The sequence below is a fragment of the Marinobacter sp. F4206 genome, from assembly GCF_019392195.1.
Taxonomy (GTDB): Bacteria; Pseudomonadota; Gammaproteobacteria; order Pseudomonadales; family Oleiphilaceae; genus Marinobacter.
On the sequence record NZ_JAHXKI010000003.1, the window covers coordinates 180,859 to 202,848 of the forward strand.

General features: G+C 59.1%; 18 protein-coding genes. 17 read left to right on the forward strand and 1 reads right to left on the reverse strand.

Features of this window, described 5'->3' with window-relative positions; translation table 11 throughout:
* The first annotated feature begins 10 nt into the window (after positions 1-10).
* The 13 genes from rpoE (at position 11) to pdxJ (ending at position 13,393) form a co-directional block, all read left to right on the forward strand.
* Positions 11-697 (forward strand): RNA polymerase sigma factor RpoE, encoded by a 687-nt coding sequence (gene rpoE / locus KZO34_RS14020; RefSeq protein ID WP_308318824.1) that lies wholly within the window; start codon positions 11-13, stop codon positions 695-697.
* A 15-nt stretch (positions 698-712) separates the two neighbouring features.
* Entirely contained in the window at positions 713-1,270 is a 558-nt protein-coding gene (locus tag KZO34_RS14025; protein ID WP_219477471.1) for a sigma-E factor negative regulatory protein, read from the forward strand.
* Positions 1,271-1,272: 2 nt separating this feature from the next.
* Positions 1,273-2,313, forward strand: coding sequence for a MucB/RseB C-terminal domain-containing protein (locus KZO34_RS14030; RefSeq protein ID WP_219477472.1), 1,041 nt, complete (start codon positions 1,273-1,275; stop codon positions 2,311-2,313).
* The gene (locus tag KZO34_RS14035; RefSeq protein ID WP_219477473.1) at positions 2,310-2,759 is read left to right on the forward strand and encodes a SoxR reducing system RseC family protein; all 450 of its coding nucleotides are present in this window, start codon (positions 2,310-2,312) and stop codon (positions 2,757-2,759) included. Before KZO34_RS14030 ends, KZO34_RS14035 begins: the two co-directional genes overlap by 4 nt.
* 90 nt (positions 2,760-2,849) lie before the next feature.
* A complete protein-coding gene (locus tag KZO34_RS14040; RefSeq protein ID WP_219477474.1) occupies positions 2,850-4,325 on the forward strand; it encodes a DegQ family serine endoprotease in 1,476 nt (491 codons plus the stop codon).
* Between the two features lie 130 nt (positions 4,326-4,455).
* Positions 4,456-7,182 (forward strand): bifunctional diguanylate cyclase/phosphodiesterase, encoded by a 2,727-nt coding sequence (locus tag KZO34_RS14045; RefSeq protein WP_219477475.1) that lies wholly within the window; start codon positions 4,456-4,458, stop codon positions 7,180-7,182.
* Positions 7,183-7,286: 104 nt separating this feature from the next.
* Positions 7,287-9,089, forward strand: a complete 1,803-nt coding sequence (gene lepA, locus KZO34_RS14050; RefSeq protein ID WP_219477476.1) for a translation elongation factor 4 — start codon at positions 7,287-7,289, stop codon at positions 9,087-9,089.
* 11 nt (positions 9,090-9,100) lie between these two features.
* On the forward strand, positions 9,101-9,907 hold the full coding sequence (gene lepB / locus KZO34_RS14055; protein WP_219477477.1) for a signal peptidase I: 807 nt from the start codon (positions 9,101-9,103) through the stop codon (positions 9,905-9,907).
* A gap of 27 nt (positions 9,908-9,934) precedes the next feature.
* Positions 9,935-10,324: a DUF4845 domain-containing protein gene (locus tag KZO34_RS14060; RefSeq protein ID WP_219477478.1), complete on the forward strand. Its 390-nt coding sequence runs from the start codon at positions 9,935-9,937 to the stop codon at positions 10,322-10,324.
* Positions 10,321-11,010, forward strand: coding sequence for a ribonuclease III (gene rnc, locus KZO34_RS14065; RefSeq protein WP_219477479.1), 690 nt, complete (start codon positions 10,321-10,323; stop codon positions 11,008-11,010). The genes KZO34_RS14060 and rnc overlap by 4 nt, the downstream gene beginning before the upstream one ends.
* On the forward strand, positions 11,010-11,927 hold the full coding sequence (gene era / locus KZO34_RS14070) for a GTPase Era (protein ID WP_219477480.1): 918 nt from the start codon (positions 11,010-11,012) through the stop codon (positions 11,925-11,927). Before rnc ends, era begins: the two co-directional genes overlap by 1 nt.
* A gap of 7 nt (positions 11,928-11,934) precedes the next feature.
* Complete coding sequence (gene recO, locus KZO34_RS14075; RefSeq protein ID WP_219477481.1) at positions 11,935-12,663, forward strand: DNA repair protein RecO; 729 nt, start codon at positions 11,935-11,937, stop codon at positions 12,661-12,663.
* The gene (gene pdxJ / locus KZO34_RS14080; RefSeq protein WP_219477482.1) at positions 12,653-13,393 is read left to right on the forward strand and encodes a pyridoxine 5'-phosphate synthase; all 741 of its coding nucleotides are present in this window, start codon (positions 12,653-12,655) and stop codon (positions 13,391-13,393) included. Before recO ends, pdxJ begins: the two co-directional genes overlap by 11 nt.
* Positions 13,394-13,416: 23 nt before the next feature.
* Here pdxJ and KZO34_RS14085 read toward each other — a convergent pair whose 3' ends face one another.
* Positions 13,417-16,293 (reverse strand): ATP-binding protein, encoded by a 2,877-nt coding sequence (locus tag KZO34_RS14085; protein WP_219477483.1) that lies wholly within the window; start codon positions 16,291-16,293, stop codon positions 13,417-13,419.
* Positions 16,294-16,518: 225 nt separating this feature from the next.
* On the opposite strand from KZO34_RS14085, the gene cysM reads away from it, so the two are divergent.
* From cysM to mazG, 4 genes are read left to right on the forward strand one after another with little or no spacing between them, the layout of a single operon-like run.
* Entirely contained in the window at positions 16,519-17,412 is an 894-nt protein-coding gene (gene cysM / locus KZO34_RS14090; protein WP_219477484.1) for a cysteine synthase CysM, read from the forward strand.
* Between the two features lie 29 nt (positions 17,413-17,441).
* Positions 17,442-18,791 (forward strand): 23S rRNA (uracil(1939)-C(5))-methyltransferase RlmD, encoded by a 1,350-nt coding sequence (gene rlmD, locus KZO34_RS14095; protein ID WP_219477485.1) that lies wholly within the window; start codon positions 17,442-17,444, stop codon positions 18,789-18,791.
* Positions 18,792-18,848: 57 nt separating this feature from the next.
* On the forward strand, positions 18,849-21,086 hold the full coding sequence (gene relA, locus KZO34_RS14100; RefSeq protein ID WP_219477486.1) for a GTP diphosphokinase: 2,238 nt from the start codon (positions 18,849-18,851) through the stop codon (positions 21,084-21,086).
* The gene (gene mazG, locus KZO34_RS14105) at positions 21,083-21,934 is read left to right on the forward strand and encodes a nucleoside triphosphate pyrophosphohydrolase (protein WP_219477487.1); all 852 of its coding nucleotides are present in this window, start codon (positions 21,083-21,085) and stop codon (positions 21,932-21,934) included. Before relA ends, mazG begins: the two co-directional genes overlap by 4 nt.
* Positions 21,935-21,990: the final 56 nt, after the last annotated feature.

A 21,990-nucleotide genomic window follows, 5' to 3' on the forward strand; every position in this document is an offset into this window, starting at 1 on the left:
GGACAGCATAATGACCCAACGAAACCTAGCGAAGGCCGCTCCACTGGCCGAGAAAACAGGGAAGCCCGGCACACCGTCCATGACTCCTGATCAAGACCAGAGACAGGGTGAAATCTCTGACAGTCAGACCGATCTGCAGCTTGTTCGCAAGGTGCGGAATGGTGACCGTTCGGCTTTTGATCTGCTGGTCGTCAAGTATCAGTCGAGGGTCGCCTCGATCATCAGCCGGTACGTCTACGACAGTCAGGAAGTCATGGATCTGACCCAGGAAGCCTTTGTTAAAGCCTTCCGGGCCCTGGACCGGTTCCGTGGCGACAGTGCCTTTTACACCTGGCTCTACCGGATCGCGGTGAATACCGCCAAGAACTTCCTGGAATCCCGGGGGCGGCGGCCTCAGGGTAGTGCGGATGTGGCCGAGGCCGAAAACTTTGACGATGGCGGGCGGCTCAGGGATGTTGCTTCTCCTGAGCGGCTGTTGCAGCGCGAAGAGCTTCAAAAAGCGCTGTCGGAGGCGATTGCCCAGTTGCCGGAAGAGTTACGTTCGGCGTTTCTGCTGCGGGAGTATGACGGCCTCAGTTATGAGGACATCGCCCGGATACTTGATTGCCCGATCGGGACCGTGCGTTCCCGGATTTTCAGGGCTCGGGATGCGGTTGACCGACATCTCGGGCCTTTGCTCAATCATTCAGTGACGTAGTTGAGGGTTCATCCTATGGACGACCGTCTCAGAGAAACACTTTCAGCCATGATGGACGACGAGGCCGATGAACTGGCGGTTCGGCGCCTGCTTTCCCATGGCCAGCAGGACGAAGTGCGCGAACAGTGGCAGCGGTGGCAGCAGGTACGTGGTCTGATGCACAGTAGCCATTCGCCGGCGGACGGTGTCGACGTCAGTGTGGCGGTTCGGGAGGTGTTGGATGGCCGGCCCAGGCAGGCCAGGGACCACGGCGTGACCGATCTTGAGCCGACGGGCCGATGGCAATGGCCGGCGGTCGCCATGGTGACCATGGCTCTGCTGATTGGCTTCGGCGCCGGAGCCGGCTGGGAGTCGGTTGACGTTACTGCCGCGACCTCGGTTGCCGCGTCGGAGCCGGTTGATCAATCCACGTCACAGCCGGTCAATGAAATCGCACTCCAGGGTCTGGATCAGGAGCAATGGGAACACATGAGCCGATATCTCCTTGAACATGCCCAGCATAACAGTGTCGGTGCGGGCCGCGGCTCCGTCGGCTATGCACGACTGGTGAGTGCCTCGGGTAACGGTTACTGATTATGTGCGGTAGCATTTCCAGGCACGGAGCAGATTCCGGCATTCTGACATCCGGCTTGCCGGCGGCGCTTTTGCTGGTCGTTTGCCTGCTGCTGGTAGTCAGGCCGGTGGTGGCGGACGATACCGAGGCAACCCGGTGGCTCGAACGAATGGGCCCGGCGCTCAATATGACCACCTACCGGGGCGTGTTCGTTTATGCCCGTGGCGATCGGGTGCATTCCATGCGCATTGCCCACCGTTTTCGCGACGGCATGGTTGAAGAGCGACTCGTACTCCAGGATGGCGGCAACGGCGAAATCGTTCGAAAGGGTATGGACGTGGTTTGCGTGTTGCCCAAGCAGGGTCGGGTAAGTCTGGATCAGGTCATTCCCTCGGGCCCCTTTGCCGAGGCATTTGCCAATGAGCTTGTGCCCATCAGTCGCTGGTATCGGGCAGAGCTGGTTGGTGAGGACCGGATTGCCGGCTATGACGTGGTTATTATTGCCCTTACGGCCAAAGACTCTCACCGATACAGTCACCGGCTCTGGCTGGAGAAAAGTTCCGGGCTATTGGTCAAATCGCACGTTGGTGAACCTGGCGGTAGGGTTCTTGAGCATTTCCAGTTCACCAGTCTTGAGATAACCGACAACATTCCTGACAGCGAGTTTGAAATCCAGACAGAGGGACGCGAAATCACCCGCAGCCTGGAAGGCGTCGCGTCGGGCGAGCCTGCGAGCCAGACGTCCATGGACGGTTGGGATCTGGGCTGGCAACCAGAGGGTTTTGTTCCGGCCGCAGCGCCGCGCTCTGGTCAGGGCCAGGCGGTGGCGTTTTCCGACGGTGTTGCCGCCTTTTCGATTTTCGTCGAGCCGCAAGGGCAGGTCCGGATGCCGGTTGGCGCATCCAGAATTGGTGCGACCACCATATACATGCGGGAGCTGGAAGCCGGTGCCGGCAGTTTCCTGGTCACGGTGGTCGGGGAGATACCGCCCAAGACTGCCCGGCAGGTTGCCGAATCCGTCCAGGTAGGTGATGCCCTCGCGCATCATTCAGGTGGTTCATGATCACGGAAAACGGAACCGTCATTGCCCTGAAGGATGATCGGGCGTGGGTTCAGACCATTCGCCAGAGTGCCTGCGAAAGCTGTTCGGCCCGCAGTGGCTGTGGGCAGCGGGTGCTTGCCTCGGCCACCAGCGGTCGTGCCAACCAGGTTCTGGTTGCAAACACCGTCAGGGCCCGGGTCGGTGACGAGGTCACCATCGGCATTGATGAGCAGGCCCTGCTGGGTGCGTCGCTGATCGTATACGCCCTGCCTCTGTTCCTGATGGTGCTGGCCAGTATTGCCGGTCACCGGTGGTCCGGTGGTGCCGACCTCTGGGCAATCATCGGTGCCCTGATGGGGTTGTGTGCGGGTTTTTTTGCGGGCCGAAGATTGCAGTCCCGCCAGGACGGCCGTTATGAACCGCGACTGCTTCGGGTGAATCGTATTGCGTCCGAAACCTGTATCTGAGCGCTACTTAAATCCTACTGTTTTGTAAGTTGAAAATTGCCCTGATCATCTCTAAATGTGGTTAATGACATGAACGCAAAGGGGAATAACATGCCGAGAATACTGACAGAGGTTGCCCAGCCAGAACCTGCCGTGCGGGCATGGAAAGTTCTGGGTGCTCTGCTGATGCTGTCCGTCATGGTGTCGGTTTTCTGGAGTCAGGGTGTTTCCGCCAGAAGTCTTCCGGATTTTACCGAACTGGTGGAGGATAATGCGGGCGCAGTGGTGAACATCAGTACCACCACCACGCCAAAGGCCGGTAGTGGCGCCATGAATGGCTCGCCGTTCAGCGAGCGTCAACTCGAACAATTGCCCGAATTCTTCCAGGATTTTTTCCGCGGCCCCCAATCTCCCTTCGGCGGTGCTCCGGGCAATGCCGAGCCCCGGCGCTCGATGGGCTCGGGCTTTATCGTCTCCCGTGATGGCTATGTGCTGACCAATAATCATGTGGTCGAAGGCGCCGATGAAATCATTGTTCGGCTGAACGATCGGCGGGAATTGCCGGCCAAGCTGGTCGGTACCGACCCCCGCTCGGACATGGCGGTGCTGAAGATTGAAGACGGGGATGATCTGCCCGTGGTGGAAATCGGGCGTTCCCGGGATCTGAAGGTTGGGGAATGGGTATTCGCCATCGGCTCACCGTTCGGGTTCGACTACACCGTCACCGCGGGTATTGTCAGTGCCCTTGGCCGTTCCCTGCCGACCGAGAACTACGTGCCCTTCATTCAGACCGATGTCGCTATTAACCCGGGCAATTCCGGTGGTCCGCTGTTCAATCTGGATGGCGACGTGGTGGGGATCAATTCCCAGATTTATACCCGTTCCGGTGGCTTCATGGGGGTCTCCTTTGCCATTCCGATTGACGATGCCATGAACGTGTTTCGTCAAATCCGGGATACGGGCATGGTGGCCCGCGGCTGGCTGGGTGTTCTGATTCAGGAAGTCAATCGCGATCTGGCCGAGTCTTTCGGGCTGCGGCGGCCCCGGGGTGCGCTCGTGGCAGAAGTGATGGATGGATCGCCGGCGCAGGAAGCCGGACTTCAGTCCGGAGACATTGTGCTTGAGTACGACGGTGAGGAAATACAGCTGTCGTCGGACTTGCCGCCCATGGTGGGCAGAACTCCCATCGGTGAAACCGCCACTCTGACCGTTCTTCGGGGTGGTGAGGAAATGACGCTGGACGTTGAAATTGGCAAACTCCCGCAGCAGGGTGGCGAGCAGCAGGCCAAACCCGCTGAGAGTGACAGCTCTTCCTCGGCCCCGCTGGGAATGACCGTTGAGCCCATTCCGGACGAGTTGGCCGACTCCCTGAGTGTCGATGGCGGTGTGGTCGTTACCAACGTAACCCGTGGCCCCGCGTTCGAGGCCGGGATCCGCCCTCGTGACGTCATTACCGAGATCAACCGGAAAGAGGTGACGTCAGTGGATGAATTCATGGACGTTGTGGAATCGCTTCCGAAAGACCGGGCTGTGTCTGTCCGGGTGGTTCGTCAGGGCCGTGCCGTTTATCTCGTCATGAAACCCTGACCAGAATTCCTGATCGGACCAATCGGGCCTGAAAAGCCTCCGGTGCTTGTCGAAAACGACACGTCCGGAGGCTTTTGTTATACTTGCCCGATTCGAAAATTTAGCATGGCCATGGAACGGACCGGATCAGATGATGAACAAAAAGGATCTTCCCCTCCGACAGCTGTTGGAGTTTCGTAACGCGTGGGTCGCGTGGCTGGTTTTTGCCGTCGTGATCGCGGTAACGACGTTACTCTGGCAGGTGTCAATTCGCCTGGTCGAAGACCGTACCCAGGCCCGTTTCCGGACCCAGTCCCTGCAGCTCAGAACCGCTATTGAAGAACGCCTGCTGAACTATGAGCAGGTGCTCGCGGGCAGTGCCGGCCTGTTTGCCGTGGCCGGGGATGTGTCCCGTGAACAATGGCGTGAATACGTCGACAAAGTCGACATCAACCGCTATTACCCGGGTATCCAGGGTATTGGCTATGTCCGGCGCATTGGTGTGAGACAGATGGCGGACCACATTGCGTCGGTCCGAGCCGATGGCGTCCACAATTACCTGGTCAGCCCCCTGGGAACCGGCCCCTATTACTACCCGATGGTTTACCTTGAGCCAGGCACCGACCGTAACCGTCGGGCGCTGGGTTACGACGCGTTCAGTGATCCGGTCCACCGTCGTGCCATGGAGCGGGCCCGGGATGAAGCGTTGCCAACGGTGACTGGCAAGGTGGTGCTGGTCCAGGAAGAGCTTGCCGAAGATCAGGCCAGTTTTCTGATGTACTACCCGGTCTACCAGGGCGGAGAGGTTCCGGAAATCCGCGCCGAACGGCGGATGATGCTGGCAGGGTATGTCTTCAGTGCCTTCCGGATGAACAACCTGATTGATGGCATTGTCGGCTTGATCTCGCCTTTCCTCGACGTACGCATCTATGACAATGGAATGGTTGACCGCGACACGCTGATGTACGGCTCCAACCTTGGCTCACTGGACAACGAGTTCAGTTTCGAGATGAGCCAGACGCTCACCGCCGGTGGTCGAAACTGGCTGCTGCAGACGCGCTCCACACCGGCTTTCGATTATCTGGCTTCGGACCCGCGTCCACCCATCGTGCTGGGCAGCGGGATAGTGATCAGCGTATTGCTGTTCCTGTTTGTGCTGGCGCTGATTCGTTCGCGCCTGATGGCGCAAATCAGTGCCGGCCGCTATCGCGCGATCACCGAGGGCGCTGCCAACGTAACCCTGGTTATGGATCGGAACGGAGAGGCGATCTACGCCAGCCCGTCGAGTTTCGACATCCTTGGGTTTGACCCGGGCAAATTGCAGTCATTGTCGCTTGAAACCCTTGCACACTCGGACGACTGGCCTCAATTGCAGCAGGGCTTTGATGAGTCAGTCGCGGCTCCGGGCAAACAGATGCCGGTAATTCGCGCCCGCATCCGAGATGCCGGCGGTCAGTGGCGCGACATGGAGGGTACCTTTACCGCCATGTTGACCGTGCCGGGGGTTAATGGGGTTGTACTCAGCCTGCGGGATCTGACCCAGCTGAAGGCCGCCCAGTCTGAGCTGCATCGGCTGGCGTTTTACGACCCCCTGACCGGTCTGGCAAATCGCCAGCTGTTTCGGGACCGGCTCAATCATGTGGTGCGTCGCAGCCGTCGCAGTGGCGAGCCGGCAGCCCTCATGTTTCTTGATCTCGATGGCTTTAAGCGAATCAACGATACCCTTGGGCACGACTCCGGCGATGAGCTCCTGTGTCAGGTGGCCGAGTGGCTGGAGGGCTGTGTTCGTGAGGAAGACTCCGTGGCCCGTCTGGGAGGGGATGAATTCGTGGTTCTGCTGTCCCGGATAAGTGGACCCGATGCCGCAGGCAAGGTGGCGGAAACCATTCTGCGTCGTTTGTGCCAGCGCATTCGACTCAATGACCACGAAGTGGGAATCACCGTCAGCATCGGTATCACCATGATTCCTCACGACAGCGAGGATTCCGGAACCCTGATGAAGTATGCCGACCTCGCGATGTACCGGGCCAAGGAGTTGGGTCGTAATACCTACCAGTTCTTCACCCCCGCGATGAACATCAAGGCCGCGCGCCGGTTGCTTCAGCAGGAAGAGCTGGCGACAGCGCTCGAAGGTGATCGCTTTGTGCTGCATTACCAGCCCAAAGTAGACCTGGCCACCGAACGGGTGATCGGTGTCGAGGCGTTCCTGCGCTGGCATCACCCTGAAAAGGGGCTGGTATCCGCCCAGCAGTTCATCGGCCTGGCCGAAGAAACCGGTCTGATTGTTCGGCTGGGCGAGATGGCGTTGCGCCAGGCGTGTATCCAGGTTCAGGCCCTTGAGCGTGCCGGCTTCGAGTCCCTCAAGATGGCCGTTAACCTGTCGGTCAGGCAGCTCACCGATTCCGGCTTTCTGGATATGATCCGGCAGGTTATCACCGAGACCGGGGTGTCGCCGGAGCGGCTCGAACTGGAAATGCCGGCGGAATTGCTAAATGAGGATCCCCGGACGCTTCGGGAGCTGCTGGTTGCCCTGCATGATCTCGGTGTCTGCCTGATCCTGGACGATTTCGGGACCGGATCCTGTTCACTGGTGTCGCTGCAGCAGCTGCCCCTGGACGTGATCAAGATTGACCACCGTTTTATCCGCGATATCCCCTATAACGTCAGTGCCACCGATGTGGCGTCTGCGGTGATCGCGCTGGCGCGCAAGCTGCACCTGACAGTTGTGGCGGAAGGTGTCGAGACTCCGCAGCAGCTCAGCTTCCTCAAGTCCGCCGGGTGCGCCCAGTGTCAGGGCAATTTGTTCAGCTATCCACTGGATGAGGACGCACTGATCGGCTTCCTGATTCGTCAGTATGAGAAACCGCTGATTTCCTGATCATGGCAATGACAGCCGGTAACCGGTAAAATCACGCCGTTCCCGGATCCCGGTAGCGGCCCTTCCGGGCTCAACCCTACGTCTTACACGAGTATTCATTGTCTGTGACTGAACTGAGCCGAATCCGTAACTTCTCCATCATCGCCCACATTGACCATGGTAAATCTACCCTTGCAGATCGCTTTATCCAGATCTGTGGTGGCCTGACGGACCGGGAAATGGCCGAGCAGGTCCTTGATTCCATGGATCTGGAGCGGGAGCGTGGGATTACCATCAAGGCCCAGAGCGTGACGCTCAATTACACCGCGAAGGACGGTCACGAATACAAACTGAACTTTATCGACACTCCCGGACACGTGGATTTCTCCTACGAGGTTTCCCGCTCCCTTTATGCCTGCGAGGGTGCCCTGCTGGTAGTGGACGCAGGGCAAGGGGTGGAAGCCCAGTCTGTGGCCAACTGCTATACCGCGATCGAACAGGGGCTGGAGGTGGTTCCGGTCCTGAACAAGATGGACTTGCCCCAGGCCGAGCCTGAGCGGGTGGCGGCCGAGATTGAGGATATCATCGGCATTGAGGCCTCCGAAGCCGTGCGCTGCAGCGCCAAGAGTGGTCTCGGCGTTGAGGATGTGCTGGAGGATCTGATCAAGCGGATTCCGCCGCCCAAGGGTGACCGGGCGGCTCCCTTGCAGGCGCTGATTATTGATTCGTGGTTCGACAACTACCTGGGCGTGGTGTCCTTGGTCCGGGTGACCGAAGGCACGATGAAAAAGGGCGACAAAATCGTCATCAAGTCCACCGGCAAAAGCTGGAACGCGGACAAGGTCGGGATTTTCAATCCGAAGCCTAAAGACACCGATATTCTCGAAGCCGGGGACGTTGGCTTCGTGGTAGCCGGGATCAAGGATATCCACGGCGCTCCGGTGGGTGACACCATCGTGCACCAGAAGTTTTCCGAAGAGACCCCAATGTTGCCGGGGTTCAAGAAAGTTAAGCCCCAGGTCTACGCCGGCCTGTTTCCGGTCAGTGCCGATGATTACGACGATTTTCGGGATGCCCTCGAAAAACTGACCCTGAACGATGCCTCTCTGTTTTTCGAGCCCGAAAACTCGGACGCCCTGGGTTTCGGTTTCCGTTGCGGTTTCCTCGGCATGCTGCACATGGAAATCATCCAGGAGCGACTGGAGCGTGAGTACGACATCGACCTCATTACCACGGCACCGACGGTAATCTATGAGGTGGTTACCAAGCAGGGTGAGACGCTCTCGGTAGACAATCCGTCCCGGCTTCCGGATATTGGTTCCATTGAGGAAATGCGCGAGCCGATTGTCGAGGCCAGCATCCTGGTACCCCAGGAACACCTGGGCAACGTCATCGCATTGTGCGAGGAAAAGCGGGGCGTTCAGAAGAACATGCACTTCATGTCCACTCAGGTGCAGCTCACCTACGAGTTGCCGATGGCGGAAGTGGTGATGGATTTCTTCGACCGCATCAAATCGGCGAGCCGGGGTTTTGCCTCGCTGGACTATCATTTCGTCCGCTTCCAGCCCGCCAACCTGGTCCGTCTGGATGTCCTGATCAATGCCGAGCGGGTGGATGCCCTGGCGCTGATCGTTCACAAGGAACAGGCTCACTACAAAGGGCGTCAGTTGATCGACAAGATGAAGGAACTGATCCCGAGGCAAATGTTTGATATCGCCATCCAGGCTGCGATCGGCACACAGGTGGTCGCCCGGGTGACCGTCAAGGCACTGCGCAAGAACGTCACGGCCAAATGTTACGGTGGTGATGTGAGCCGGAAGAAAAAGCTGCTTCAGAAGCAGAAAGAGGGCAAGAAACGCATGAAGCAGCTGGGTAATGTCGAGGTGCCTCAGGAAGCGTTTCTGGCCGTGTTGCAAGTGGATAAATAAAAGGCACCTGGATGGATATTGATTTTCCCCTGGTTCTGGTAGTTCTGACCTTTGCCACAGGTCTGATCTGGCTGGCGGACAAATTGTTCTTGCGCGAGCGCCGACTGGCGGCGGCCCGCGCCAGCGGTACGCCGGCAGAGGATGCTGGTGCCGTTGCGGATGAGGTCGAGGAGCCCAAAGAACCGTATCTGGTCGATCTCAGCCGATCGTTTTTTCCGGTGCTGGCTATCGTGCTGGTGCTTCGGTCTTTCCTGGTAGAGCCGTTCCAGATCCCGTCCGGTTCGATGTTGCCGACACTCGAAGTCGGTGATTTCATCCTCGTTAATAAGTACGCCTATGGCCTGCGTCTGCCCGTTGCCGGAACCAAGGTTCTGGAAGTGGGAGACCCGGAGCGCGGCGACGTCATGGTCTTCCGGTACCCGAAGGACGGGGAGACCAACTACATCAAGCGGGTGATCGGTATGCCCGGCGATCGGATTCGCTACCGGGACAAGCAGCTGTTCATCAATGGCGAAAAGGTCGAAACCCGGTTTGTGGCGCGTCTGCCACCGGTGGAGTTGCGCCGTGAAGACCTTGGCGACGTAGAGCACGATATCTTCCTGACCATGGGGCGCCCCGGTGCGGCCGGCGAGGGTGAATGGGCCGTGCCCGAGGACCATTACTTTGTCATGGGCGATAACCGCGATAACAGCAACGATAGCCGCTACTGGGGCATGGTTCCCGATGAGCTGGTGGTGGGCAAGGCCTTCGGCATCTGGATGCACTGGAAATCACTTACCAGCCTGCCATCCTTTGATCGAGTAGGCGGTATTGAGTAATTCGAACTAGTCTGGAGTGCAGTAACAATGAAGAAAAACAAACTCTCCGCCATGGGGCGACAGGGCGGCGCCTCAGCATTGACGGTAATGGTCATGGTGCTGTTCTTCGGTGGCCTGCTTACGCTGCTCATCAAGCTGGGTCCCGTCTACCTGGATGACATCACGATCCAGGAAGCGCTGGAAAGTCTGGACGGAACGGACGGTCTGTCCAGCATGGGGCCGGCCCAGGTACGCACCCTGATTAACAAGCGCCTGAGTGTGAACAACGTGCGTGGTTTCGACGCCAAGAACATCTCAGTCGAAAAGAACGGGCAGTTTGTTGTCATCGTTGTGGATTACGAAGTCCGCAACAATCTTTTCCGTAACGTGGATACCGTCGTCCACTTCAAGCATGAATACGAGATGAAGGGCAAGTGAGTTCGCAACCGGATCTGGATCAGTTACAGCGCCGCATAGGCTATCAGTTCAAATCGCCCGAGCGGCTTTTGCTGGCGCTTACCCACCGCAGCTACGGCAATCAGAATAACGAGCGCCTGGAGTTTCTGGGTGACTCAATCGTGAACATGGTGATCGCCGAATACCTGTTCCTGCACTTTGAAAAAGCTCGGGAAGGCCAGTTGAGCCGGTTGCGCGCCCGTATGGTCAAGGGGGTGACCCTGGCCGAAATCGGGCGGGAGTTCCAGCTGGGTAATTACCTGCGTCTGGGTTCGGGTGAGCTCAAAAGCGGCGGTTTCCGTCGGGAGTCCATTCTGGCGGATGGGGTGGAGTCGATCATCGGCGCCATCTACCTCGACAGTGATTTTCATACCTGTCGGGAGAAGGTTCTTCAGTGGTTTGAGCAGCGGCTCGAGAAACTGGATCTTCAGGATACCCAGAAAGATCCGAAGACCCGGCTGCAGGAATACCTCCAGTCCCGCCAGTTCCCGTTGCCGCGGTACGACGTGATATCCGTCGATGGCGAAGCCCATAACCAGACATTCCATGTATCCTGTGCGTTGCCTTCACTGGACCGTAAGACGACCGGAACCGGCAACAGTCGTCGGGTCGCCGAGCAACAGGCAGCCCGTAACGCCCTGCAAGAGCTGGGCGTGGAGAATCAGTAATGAACGATATTACCCGTCCGGAAAACCCGGACAGCCGCTGTGGATTCGTGGCGATCGTCGGTCGGCCCAATGTGGGCAAATCCACACTGCTCAATCACATTCTTGGCCAGAAGCTGAGCATCACCTCCCGCAAGCCCCAGACGACCCGCCACCAGGTACTGGGAATCAAGAGCCTCGGGCCGGTGCAGGCCATCTATGTGGATACGCCGGGCATGCACGAGGAAGAGCCCCGGGCCCTGAACCGCTACATGAACAAGGCCGCCACGTCTGCGCTGATTGATGTCGATGTGGTGGTGTTTGTGGTCGACCAGCTGTCCTGGACGACCGCCGATGAAATGGTTCTGGAGAAACTCAGCAAGCTCAAGTGCCCGGTCATCCTGGCGGTGAACAAGGTCGACAAGATCGAAAAACGGGAAACCCTGTTGCCCCATCTGGACATGCTGTCCAAGAAGCGCGACTTTGCGGAAATCATCCCGTTGTCCGCTCTCAAGGAAAATAATCTGGAACCGCTGGAAGAAGCCGTTGGCCGATTCCTGCCGGAAAGCGTCCACTTTTATCCCGACGATCAGATTACCGACCGCAGCGAGCGTTTTCTGGCGTCGGAAATCGTCCGCGAGAAAATCACCCGCCAATTGGGCGCCGAACTGCCGTATTCCGTCGCCGTGGAAATTGAGGAATTCAAACGCGAGGGCAAGACCCTGCACGTTTCAGCGTTGATCCTGGTCGAGCGGGAAGGTCAGAAGAAAATCATGATCGGTGACAAGGGCGAGCGCATGCGCCGCATCGGCCAGGAAGCACGGGCCGATATGGAGCGGCTGTTTGACAGCAAAATCATGCTGCGGCTGTGGGTCAAGGTCAAACGGGGCTGGGCTGACAGCGACCGGGCCCTGAAAAGCCTCGGAATGAACGACCTCTGAGGCGTCTATGAGGGGGCCGGAGCAGCAGGAGCCCGCCTACGTGATCCACCGCCGTCCCTGGCGGGAAACCAGTCTCATGGTGGACGTGTTTGCTCTTAATCGCGGGCGCATGACGGTCATTGCCCGCGGTGCCAACAGTGCGAAAAGTCCCCTGAAAGCCCAGTTGCAGCCGTTTCAGCCCTTGATGCTGGATTGGACCGGGCGAGGGGATCTCAAAACACTCACCCATGTTGAGGTGCGCAGCGCGCCTTCGCTGCATCGCACCGCCTCGCTCTACAGCGGTCTGTATCTCAATGAGCTTCTTCAGCGGATTCTGCCAGCAGCGGATCCGCATCCGACGCTGTTTGCCGCCTACATTGATGCCCTCGCGGAGTTGGCCGAAGCGAATGATGTTGAGCCCGTGTTGCGTCGGTTTGAGCGTGCCTTTGCCGCCGCTCTCGGGTTTGACTTCGCCTGGGACCTGGCAACAGACACCGGGCAAACTGTCGAACCGGCGCAGTCGTACTGCTACGATCCGGAGCAGGGGATCGTGGCATCGCCGGGGCCCGGAGTCCGCTTGCAGAATCTTTCCGGTGAAGTGTTGCTGGCCCTGGCGGCAGGGGACCTGGAATCGGATTTATCCCGGCGCATGGCCAAGCGGGTGATGCGGGTGCTTACGGATTTTCTTTTGCAGGGCCGCCCCCTGCACAGTCGCAGTTTATTCAGTCACCTTCGGGGAGAACGGCATGAATCCTAGAGTTTTGCTCGGCGTTAACATCGATCACGTGGCCACCCTGCGCCAGGCCCGCGGGACCCGGTATCCAGATCCGGTCCAGGCCGCATTGTTGGCGGAGGAAGCCGGCGCCGACGGTATCACCATCCATCCCCGGGAGGATCGACGCCATATTCAGGATCGCGATGTGCTTTTGCTCCGGGAAACCCTGCAGACCAAGATGAATCTCGAAATGGCAGTGACCGACGCCATGTTGGCGTTTGCGGAGCAGGTGCGCCCCGAGTGCGTGTGTCTGGTCCCGGAGAAACGCGAAGAGCTGACGACTGAAGGTGGTCTGGATGTCGACGGCCAGGAAGCCAGAGTGGCAAAGGCCTGCGAGCGGCTGGCGCGGATCGGATCGGAAGTGTCGCTGTTTATTGACCCGGCCCCGACCCAGATCGACGCAGCGGTGCGTTGCGGCGCGCCCGTTGTCGAGCTGCATACCGGTGAATACGCGGAAGCGAAGACCGCGGAAGAAACCGAGGCTGCTTTTAAGGTTATTGCCGATGCCGTGGGCTACGCACGCAAGAAGGGTTTGATCGTCAATGCCGGTCACGGGCTGCACTACCACAACACCGAGCGGGTGGCTGCCATCCCGGGAATCAACGAGCTGAACATTGGCCATGCCATCATCGCCCGGGCGGTGTTTACCGGACTGAAAGAGGCCGTGCGCGATATGAAGGCGATTCTGGATCAGGCCCGCGGTCGGACCTGATCGGTTCGAGGCAGGGGGGCCTGTCAGGTGGTTTCCGCCTGTTGGCGCTGCTCCCGGAAGAGTTGTTGCCAGTCGGTCTGATCGCTCCAGATCTGCAGTCGCTCCATAGCCGAGACCAGCTGGTCCTTCTGGTGCTTGATATCCGGCGCCGAACATTTTAGTGCCGTCTCCAGGCGATTGGCGGCCGCCCGCAGCTCCGGAACGCCACAGTAGCGGGTTGCCCCATGCAACTTGTGCACGCACTCCAGCAGGCCGTCCAGGTCGCCGTTATTCCAGAATCCGTCCACCCTCGACTGATCGCTTCGCATCTGCTCAAGCAGCATGCTGAACAGCTCCTCGGCAAGATCGGCCTTGCCGGCGGCAAGCTGAATGCTTTCCTGAATACTGACACAGTCCTGCTGCATCTTGCGTGTTGACGGCCGCATGGCGCGACGGGTGTCCCGCACCTCGGGGACCGGAATCTGTTCATCTTGATCGGGCTTGCGGCACACGTAGCCGGTGTAATCGCGGATGATGTCCGTCAGCTGGGCGCTACTGATGGGTTTCGGCATGTACCCGTCGAAACCCTGCTGGATAAGGCGCTCCTGCTCGTCGGCCAGGGCGTGGGCGGTCAGGGCAATGATCGGGGTCCGGTGGGAGGTGGGGTCCATGTCACGGAGACGGGAGGTCGTCTCCACGCCGTCCATTCCCGGCATTTGCAGGTCCATGAATACCAGGTCAAAGGGTTTCTGCCGGGCCTTGCTCAACGCCTCGAATCCGCTGGATGCACCCTGGGCCTCTATCTGGCAGTCATTGAGCAGGGTAATGACCAGTTTCAGGTTGGCCTCGTTGTCGTCCACGGCCAATACCCTGGGTACATTGCCTGCGGGAAGGCGGGCGACCGGGCTGTCGTAGTCCAGCGCCATTCGACCGCCGGAGCTGATGCCGTGCACGAGCAGCAGCAGTTCGTCGTAGAAGGCATCCCGGCACACCGGTTTGGTCAGATGGCCGCTGGCCAGGCCTGACAGCGCCGTGTCGTGGGTTTCCAGCGTAGGTGTCAGCAGCAGGGTACGGCAATCCCGCTCGATCTCAAGGGTCCGTACCAGTCCGCAATACTGGCTGGAATTCAGCAGATGCCGGGTAATCCCGATAATGGCCAGGGCGTACCCCGTCTGACTTTTCTGGGCTTCCTCGATTTGCTCCTGCATGGCGCCGGGCGAGGCTACCCGGTCTACGGTCATGCCCCAGTCCCTGAGCAGGTGTTCCACGGCCAGGCCGGTGGTTTTCTGTTGCTCGAGATAGATGACCCGTTCGCCGCGAAGTGCGTCTCTCGGGGCAATGGCTTCGCCCGTGGTGGAAAGCTCGGATGTCAGTGTAAACCAGAATGTAGAGCCCTTGCCGAGCTCGCTTTCCAGGCCGATTTTGCCGCCCATTTCCTCAACCAGCCGCTTGGAAATCGCCAGACCGAGCCCGGTGCCGCCATACTGGCGGGCCGTGGATGCGTCGGCCTGGCTGAAGGCGTTGAACAATGACTGTTGCTGGGCGCGAGACAGGCCCACGCCGGAATCGGTAATGCTCAGTCGCAGGGTGACCCGATTGCTGTCCTTTTCCTCTTCTTCAAGGCTCGCCCTGAGCACGACCTCGCCGGTCTGGGTAAACTTGATGGCGTTGTTGACCAGGTTGGTAATCACCTGTTTCACCCGCAAGGGATCACCCATGATGTTGTCCGGCACGTCGTTGTAGACCAGAGGCACCAGATCCAGGTTCTTGGAGTGGGCTGCCGGCGCCAACATTACCATCACCTCTTCGACGATATCGCGAAGCTGGAACGGTACGCGATCCAGGATCAGCTTCCCCGCCTCAATCTTGGAGAAGTCGAGAATGTCGTTGATGATGGTCAGCAGAATCTCGGAGGACTTGCGGATGGTACTGAGGTGGTCCCTCTGCTGCCGGGGCAGGGGGCTCTTGAGCAGCAACTCGGTAAAACCGATGATGCCATTCAACGGCGTTCGGATCTCATGGGACATGTTGGCCAGGAACTCGGACTTGATCCGACTGGCTTCCAGTGCTTCCTTGCGGGCAAAGTCCAGCTCTATGTTCTGGATCTCGATGGTCTCGAGGGTTTCTCGGAGATCCTCCGTGGCCTGGTCAATATTCTGCTGCATTTCCGCCTGGGCCTGGCTCAACTCCTCTGCCATGGCGTTCAGGCCGGATTCCAGTTGCTCGAATTCGGGGCCCGCCCGGGTAAAGACCCGGGTCTCGAGCTTGCCTTCCTTGAGTTTGGCGACGGCCTCGTTCAGTTCAAACACCGGGTCGGTAAAGGCTCGGCTCAGCCGCAGGGCGATGGCGAGGCTGAGTACAACGCCCCCGAGTACCAGCAGGAGCGAAATCAGGAGGGCTTTGTAGGTTTCCTTTTCTGTGCGGACATGGGACATCTCAACCGCCACCCAGCCCAACGGTGCGTCGGGCTGCGCCATTGAATCCCGGGCATCGGGGTCGAGCATGGTTTCGAGCATCAGGTCCTGCAGCGTCACCGGTGTAATAAATCGGGTGCTGGTTGCACGACGCACCCTGGTAGCCGCTTCGGCGGGCAGTTCGTCCGGCGAAATGGCGTCGGAGCTGCCCGGTCCGGTATGTAGAAGTCTCGCGCCATCGCTGCCAAAAAAGGTGATGGAACGGACGTCCTGCTCTTCCAGAAGCGCATTGGAGAGGCTGCTCAGCAGACTGCGGTTGGCGGTAAACAGGCCGTATTCGGAGCCGGCGGCCAGCTGCCGTGACAGCGATTCGCCACGGTCCTTGAGCAGGCTCTCAATGTTGTTTACCCAGCTGTAGGTAAAAAACATGCCCAGCATGAGCGTGGTGAGCAAGGTGGGGATCAGAGTCACCACCAGTACTTTTTTGCGAATGCCCCAGCGTCGCATACCCGGTTCCTGATTTAATGCCTGGGCCCCGAAGGCAAAATCGGGGTCACGTCCTTGTCAGAATAGATGATCCGGAGGCCAATGACTGTGGTATCAGTCCCAGCGCCACCCGATATTTTAATTTGGTTATAGCCACCGGTCATGGATATAGCTAGAAGCTGTATTGGGAGACTGCGGTCATAACGCGTATCATGCGAACGCAAAAGTGTACCACAGGGTAATGATATGAATTTCCCCACGATTGAAGATTATGTCGGGCATACCCCTCTGGTTCGCCTGCAGCGTCTTCCGGGTGAGACCTCCAATACGATTCTCGCCAAGCTTGAAGGTAACAATCCGGCCGGCTCGGTGAAAGACCGGCCCGCGATCAGCATGATTCAGGAGGCTGAGCGCCGCGGAGAGATCCGGCCGGGCGACACCCTGATCGAGGCGACCAGTGGTAATACCGGCATTGCGCTGGCGATGGCGGCCGCCATCAAGGGCTACCGGATGGTTCTGATCATGCCCGCCAACATGAGCGAAGAGCGGCGGGCGTCCATGCGTGCCTATGGAGCGGAGATCGTCACCGTGACCAAGGACGAAGGCATGGAGACGGCGCGGGATCTGGCGCTGCAGATGGAAGCGGAAGGCAAGGGCAAGGTTCTTGACCAGTTCAGCAATGCCGACAACCCCCTGGCGCATTACCGCACCACGGGGCCGGAGATCTGGGGGCAGACTGAAGGCCGGGTGACCCACTTTGTCAGCTCGATGGGAACGACGGGCACGATCATGGGCGTTTCCCGCTACCTGAAAGAACGTAACCCGGATATCCGGATAATCGGGCTACAGCCCAAAGAAGGTGCGGCCATCCCCGGCATCCGTCGATGGCCCGAGGAGTACCTGCCGAAAATCTATGACGCAACGCGGGTTGATCAGGTTCTCGATATTGGCCAGGAAGAGGCGGAAAATACCATGCGCGCCCTGGCCTCCGAGGAGGGGATTTTCTGCGGCGTGTCATCCGGAGGCTCCATTGCCGCTGCACTGAAGCTTTCCGAGCAGGTTGAAAACGCTGTCATCGTTGCCATTATCTGTGATCGCGGCGACCGCTATCTGTCCACCGGCGTCTTCCCCGGCGCCTGAACCGGACCCTTTCATCAAGAGTAGTCAGTATGAGTAGACGACGCCGGAAGGCTCTCCCCAAGGAGCCCGTGCGCTGTGATATTGAAAAACTGAGCCACGACGGCCGGGGTATTGCCCGTCAGGACGGTAAGGCCCAGTTTGTTGATGGTGCCCTGCCGGGTGAAACTGTCATGGCCAAAATGGTGAGCACTCGCAGCAAGTTTGATGAGCTGCGAACCCTGGAGGTGCTTGAGGGCGTACCGGAACGTCAGACGCCCCCGTGTGAATTTGCCGATCTATGTGGTGGTTGCAGCCTCCAGCACATGAGTGGCGATGCCCAGATCCGGTTCAAGGAAGATACGCTGAGGGAGCATTTTGCCCATTTCGGAGGCATAGAACCGGAAGAATGGGTGGCCCCGATGCGCTCGGAAAACAGCCTGGGCTATCGTCGGAAGGCCCGCCTCGGAGTGCGTTACGTTCCGGCGCGGGAGTCAGTGCTGGTTGGTTTTCGCGAGAAGCGGAACAGTTTTCTGACCGACATCGACAAGTGCGTGGTGATGGACCCGAGGATTGGCGAGCGGATCCTCCCCCTGCGTGAGATGCTCCACGGCCTTGATGCCTACAATCGGATTCCTCAGGTGGAAGTTGCCTGCGGTGATGACGACGCGGTCATGGTGTTCCGGAACATGGATGAGCTGAGCGAGGATGACCGGACCCGTCTGGTCGAGTTTGGCAAGGCCCACGATTTGCATATCTACCTGCAGCCCAAAGGACCGGACACGGTGCACCGGATCTGGCCCGGGTCTGACGGTCCGGCAGACGAACGACTGAGTTACCGGCTGGACGAATTCGACCTGACCATGAAATTCCATCCCATGGACTTTACCCAGGTCAATGCAGGGATCAACCGCACCATGGTACATAGGGCTGTCGAATGGCTTGATGTCCGGCCGGGAGAGCGGGTGCTCGATCTGTTTTGCGGACTGGGTAATTTCACGCTGCCACTGGCGCGCAAAGGTGGCCAGGTTGTCGGCGTGGAAGGGGATGAGACCATGGTCGTGCGTGGCCGCGAGAACGCGGAACTGAACGGTCTGGACAACGTCGCTTTTCATGGTGCCGATTTGCATGGCGATTTCACCGGCCAGAGCTGGGCCAAAGAGGGGTTCGACAAGATCCTGATTGATCCGCCACGTTCAGGTGCCGAGGAAATCTGTAAATACCTGACCGCGTTTGGCGCCAACCGGATCGTCTATGTATCGTGCAACCCGGCAACATTGGCGCGGGATGCGGGCGTTATGGTGCGCAACGGTTATCGGCTGGTGCGTGCCGGTGTGATGGACATGTTTCCCCATACCACTCATGTTGAATCCATCGCCCTGTTTGAGCGGGATTCCGACTGACGGAGCAGATGCGTCCCAGGGATGGGTGCGGGAACCATCAGAAATGGCAAAACCGATATGGTAAAAGTTCGCGAAGATTATGCGTTGACCGGTGATGGCGAGGTGGACATCGAACGATGGGTCCAGCAGATCGCCTCCCAGACCCATCTGGACGATGTCGACCAATTCCGCAAAGCCTGTGAAAAGGCGGCGGAGATTGATCTCCAGGCCTTTCGCGAGGACCGCCTCTGGGCGCCGGGATCAAGCAGCTTCCGGATCGGCATCGAGATGGCTCAGGTGCTGGCGGAGTTGCATCTGGATCAGGCCAGCCTGGTTGCTGCCATCCTGTACCGTGCCGTCCGGGAAGAGCGGGTGCCGCTGGAGGATGTCCGAAAGCAGTTCGGGGACGAGATTGCGGGCCTGATCACCGGCGTTCAGCAGATGGCGGCGATTTCCTCGATCCATCATCCGCTCAAGGGCAATGTCCTGGGGCAGAGCGAGGGCCAGCTCGATAACGTCCGGAAAATGCTGGTTACCATGATCGACGACGTGCGCGTCGCCCTGATCAAGCTCGCCGAGCGTACCTGCGCGATCCGGGCAGTCAAGAACGCGCCCGAAGAAAAGCGCATGCGGGTCGCCCGTGAGGTGTTCGACATCTATGCCCCGCTGGCTCACCGGCTGGGTATCGGCCATATCAAGTGGGAGCTCGAGGACCTGTCATTCCGGTACCTGCACGAGACCGCCTACAAGAAAATCGCAAAGCTGCTGGACGAAAAACGGCTGGACCGGGACGGCTACATCAAGCGTGTCATAGGCGCGCTGCACAAGGAGCTGGACGACTCCGGCATCGTCGGGGACCTGTCGGGCCGGGCCAAGCACATCTACAGCATCTGGCGGAAGATGCGGCGCAAGGGCATCGACTTCTCCCAGGTCTACGATGTTCGGGCCGTCCGGATTCTGGTGCCCGAGGTCCGAGACTGCTACGCGGCGTTGGGGATCGTTCACAGCCTGTGGCGCCATATTCCCAACGAGTTTGACGACTACATCGCCAATCCCAAGGAGAACGGCTATCAGTCACTGCACACGGCGGTGATTGGCCCCGAGGGCAAGGTGATGGAAGTCCAGATCCGCACCCACAAGATGCACGAGGAAGCGGAACTGGGCGTCTGCGCCCACTGGCTTTACAAGGGAACCGACCGGGGCAACAAATCCACCGGCTACGACGCCAAGATCAACTGGCTGCGTCAGGTGCTGGAATGGCAGGAGGATCTGGGCGATCTTTCCGGCCTGGCTGACCACCTCAAGTCGGATGTGGCGTCGGACCGGGTTTACGTGTTCACCCCGGAAGGGCATGTGGTGGATCTTCCCCAGGGTGCCACGCCGGTGGACTTCGCGTATCGGGTTCACACTGAGATCGGTCATGCCTGTCGAGGCGCCCGGGTGAATAACCGGATCGTGCCGCTGACCTATCCGCTGAAAACCGGCGATCAGATTTTCATCCTGACCTCGAACAATCCGGCACCCAGCCGTGACTGGCTGAATCCGAGCCTGGGCTACGTTCAGACGTCCCGGGCCCGGGCCAAGGTAACCCACTGGTTCAAGCAGCAGGACCGGGGCCGGAATGTCATCGATGGACGGGCCATTCTGGAGGACGAATTCAAGCGGCTGTCGCTGTACGACGTCAACCTGAATGAGCTGGCGGAAAAGGTGAACTATCACGGCTCCGAGGACATGTTTGCCGCCATTGGTGCCGGTGATCTTCGACCTGCGCACGTCGCCAATGTTGCCCAGCAAATGCTGGAGCCCAGGTCCGAACAACTGGACCTGAAACTCAGTAGCCAGCGCCACAAGCCCTATGACACGGCCACCGACATCCAGATTCAGGGTGTGGGCAAGCTCAAGACCCAGGTCGCCAAGTGCTGCAAGCCGCTGCCCGGTGATCCGATCGGTGGTTACATAACGGTTGGCCGGGGTGTCACCGTGCACCGGCAGGATTGCCTGACGTTCCTGAACTTGCGCGAGTTTGAGCCCAATCGGATCATTGAAGTCAGCTGGGGCGGCCAGCCAGCGGCGGTTTACCCGGTGGATATTCAGATCGAGGCCTACGACCGCTCTGGCCTGCTGCGTGATATTACCCAGGTACTCTCGCACTCGAAGAGTGACGTACTGGCACTGAATACCCTGACCAATCAGGACGAGAATACCGCCACCATGACGGTGACGGTGGAAATCTCCAGCCTTGAACAATTGGCCCGGCTGTTGGCACAGATACGCAACCTGCCCAATATCATCGATGTGAGGCGCAAGCGCGGATGAGCTACTCCATAGACGACCTGAAAACCTTGATGGCACGGCTCCGGGATCCGGAGATCGGTTGCCCCTGGGACACGAAACAGACCTACGGAACCATCGTTCCCCATACCATCGAAGAGGCGTATGAAGTTGCGGACGCCATTGAGCGGAAGGACTATCCGCATCTCAAGGATGAGCTGGGTGATCTGCTGTTTCAGGTGATTTTCTATGCCCAGATGGGGCAAGAGGATGGCCATTTCGATTTCGATGGTGTGGTCGACAACCTTGTTCGCAAGCTGGTCCGCCGCCATCCACATGTGTTTCCAGAGGGAACACTGGATAGCCGGATAGATCCGGATAACCGGCCGGATGAGGCCTGGATCAAGGAAAGCTGGGAGCGTATCAAGGCCGAGGAAAGAGCCCTGGTTCCACCCTCGGAAGCGCCGGTCAGCCGCCTGGATGGCATTGCCCGCACCCTGCCTGCCATGGCGCGGGCCGAAAAGCTGCAAAAGCGGGCGGCCAGGCATGGTTTCGACTGGCCGGAGATTGGTCCGGTGTTCGACAAGCTCCACGAGGAAATTGACGAACTCAAGGAGGCCTGGCAGGCCGCTCAGGCCGGAACCGGTGATGCGGATGCGGTGGAGGATGAGTTGGGTGACCTGTTGTTTGTGTGCGTGAATCTGGCACGGTTCATGAAGGTAAATCCCGAGCAGGCCCTCAAACGCACCAATCACAAATTTGATGCCCGGTTCCGGGCGATTGAGCAGGTGCTTACGCGTGAAGGCCGCGACATGGACGAGGAATCCCTGGAAGCGCTGGACGCCGTGTGGCAGGCGGTCAAGGGCGTGGAAAAGGAGAGCTCAGGGGGCTGAAACAGGTGGGGCGGTAAGTACAATCCGTTACCAATTAGCAGGTTCCCGGCGAAGCG

What these genes read in the sequence shown, in the direction of transcription:
- rpoE (WP_308318824.1), top strand. Translation starts at nt 11, where the DNA reads ATGACCCAACGAAACCTAGCGAAGGCCGCTCCACTGGCCGAGAAAACA.
- KZO34_RS14025 (WP_219477471.1), top strand. Translation starts at nt 713, where the DNA reads ATGGACGACCGTCTCAGAGAAACACTTTCAGCCATGATGGACGACGAG.
- KZO34_RS14030 (WP_219477472.1), top strand. Translation starts at nt 1,273, where the DNA reads ATGTGCGGTAGCATTTCCAGGCACGGAGCAGATTCCGGCATTCTGACA.
- KZO34_RS14035 (WP_219477473.1), top strand. Translation starts at nt 2,310, where the DNA reads ATGATCACGGAAAACGGAACCGTCATTGCCCTGAAGGATGATCGGGCG.
- KZO34_RS14040 (WP_219477474.1), top strand. Translation starts at nt 2,850, where the DNA reads ATGCCGAGAATACTGACAGAGGTTGCCCAGCCAGAACCTGCCGTGCGG.
- KZO34_RS14045 (WP_219477475.1), top strand. Translation starts at nt 4,456, where the DNA reads ATGATGAACAAAAAGGATCTTCCCCTCCGACAGCTGTTGGAGTTTCGT.
- lepB (WP_219477477.1), top strand. Translation starts at nt 9,101, where the DNA reads ATGGATATTGATTTTCCCCTGGTTCTGGTAGTTCTGACCTTTGCCACA.
- KZO34_RS14060 (WP_219477478.1), top strand. Translation starts at nt 9,935, where the DNA reads ATGAAGAAAAACAAACTCTCCGCCATGGGGCGACAGGGCGGCGCCTCA.
- era (WP_219477480.1), top strand. Translation starts at nt 11,010, where the DNA reads ATGAACGATATTACCCGTCCGGAAAACCCGGACAGCCGCTGTGGATTC.
- recO (WP_219477481.1), top strand. Translation starts at nt 11,935, where the DNA reads ATGAGGGGGCCGGAGCAGCAGGAGCCCGCCTACGTGATCCACCGCCGT.
- pdxJ (WP_219477482.1), top strand. Translation starts at nt 12,653, where the DNA reads ATGAATCCTAGAGTTTTGCTCGGCGTTAACATCGATCACGTGGCCACC.
- KZO34_RS14085 (WP_219477483.1), bottom strand. Translation starts at nt 16,293, where the DNA reads ATGCGACGCTGGGGCATTCGCAAAAAAGTACTGGTGGTGACTCTGATC.
- cysM (WP_219477484.1), top strand. Translation starts at nt 16,519, where the DNA reads ATGAATTTCCCCACGATTGAAGATTATGTCGGGCATACCCCTCTGGTT.
- rlmD (WP_219477485.1), top strand. Translation starts at nt 17,442, where the DNA reads ATGAGTAGACGACGCCGGAAGGCTCTCCCCAAGGAGCCCGTGCGCTGT.
- relA (WP_219477486.1), top strand. Translation starts at nt 18,849, where the DNA reads ATGGTAAAAGTTCGCGAAGATTATGCGTTGACCGGTGATGGCGAGGTG.
- mazG (WP_219477487.1), top strand. Translation starts at nt 21,083, where the DNA reads ATGAGCTACTCCATAGACGACCTGAAAACCTTGATGGCACGGCTCCGG.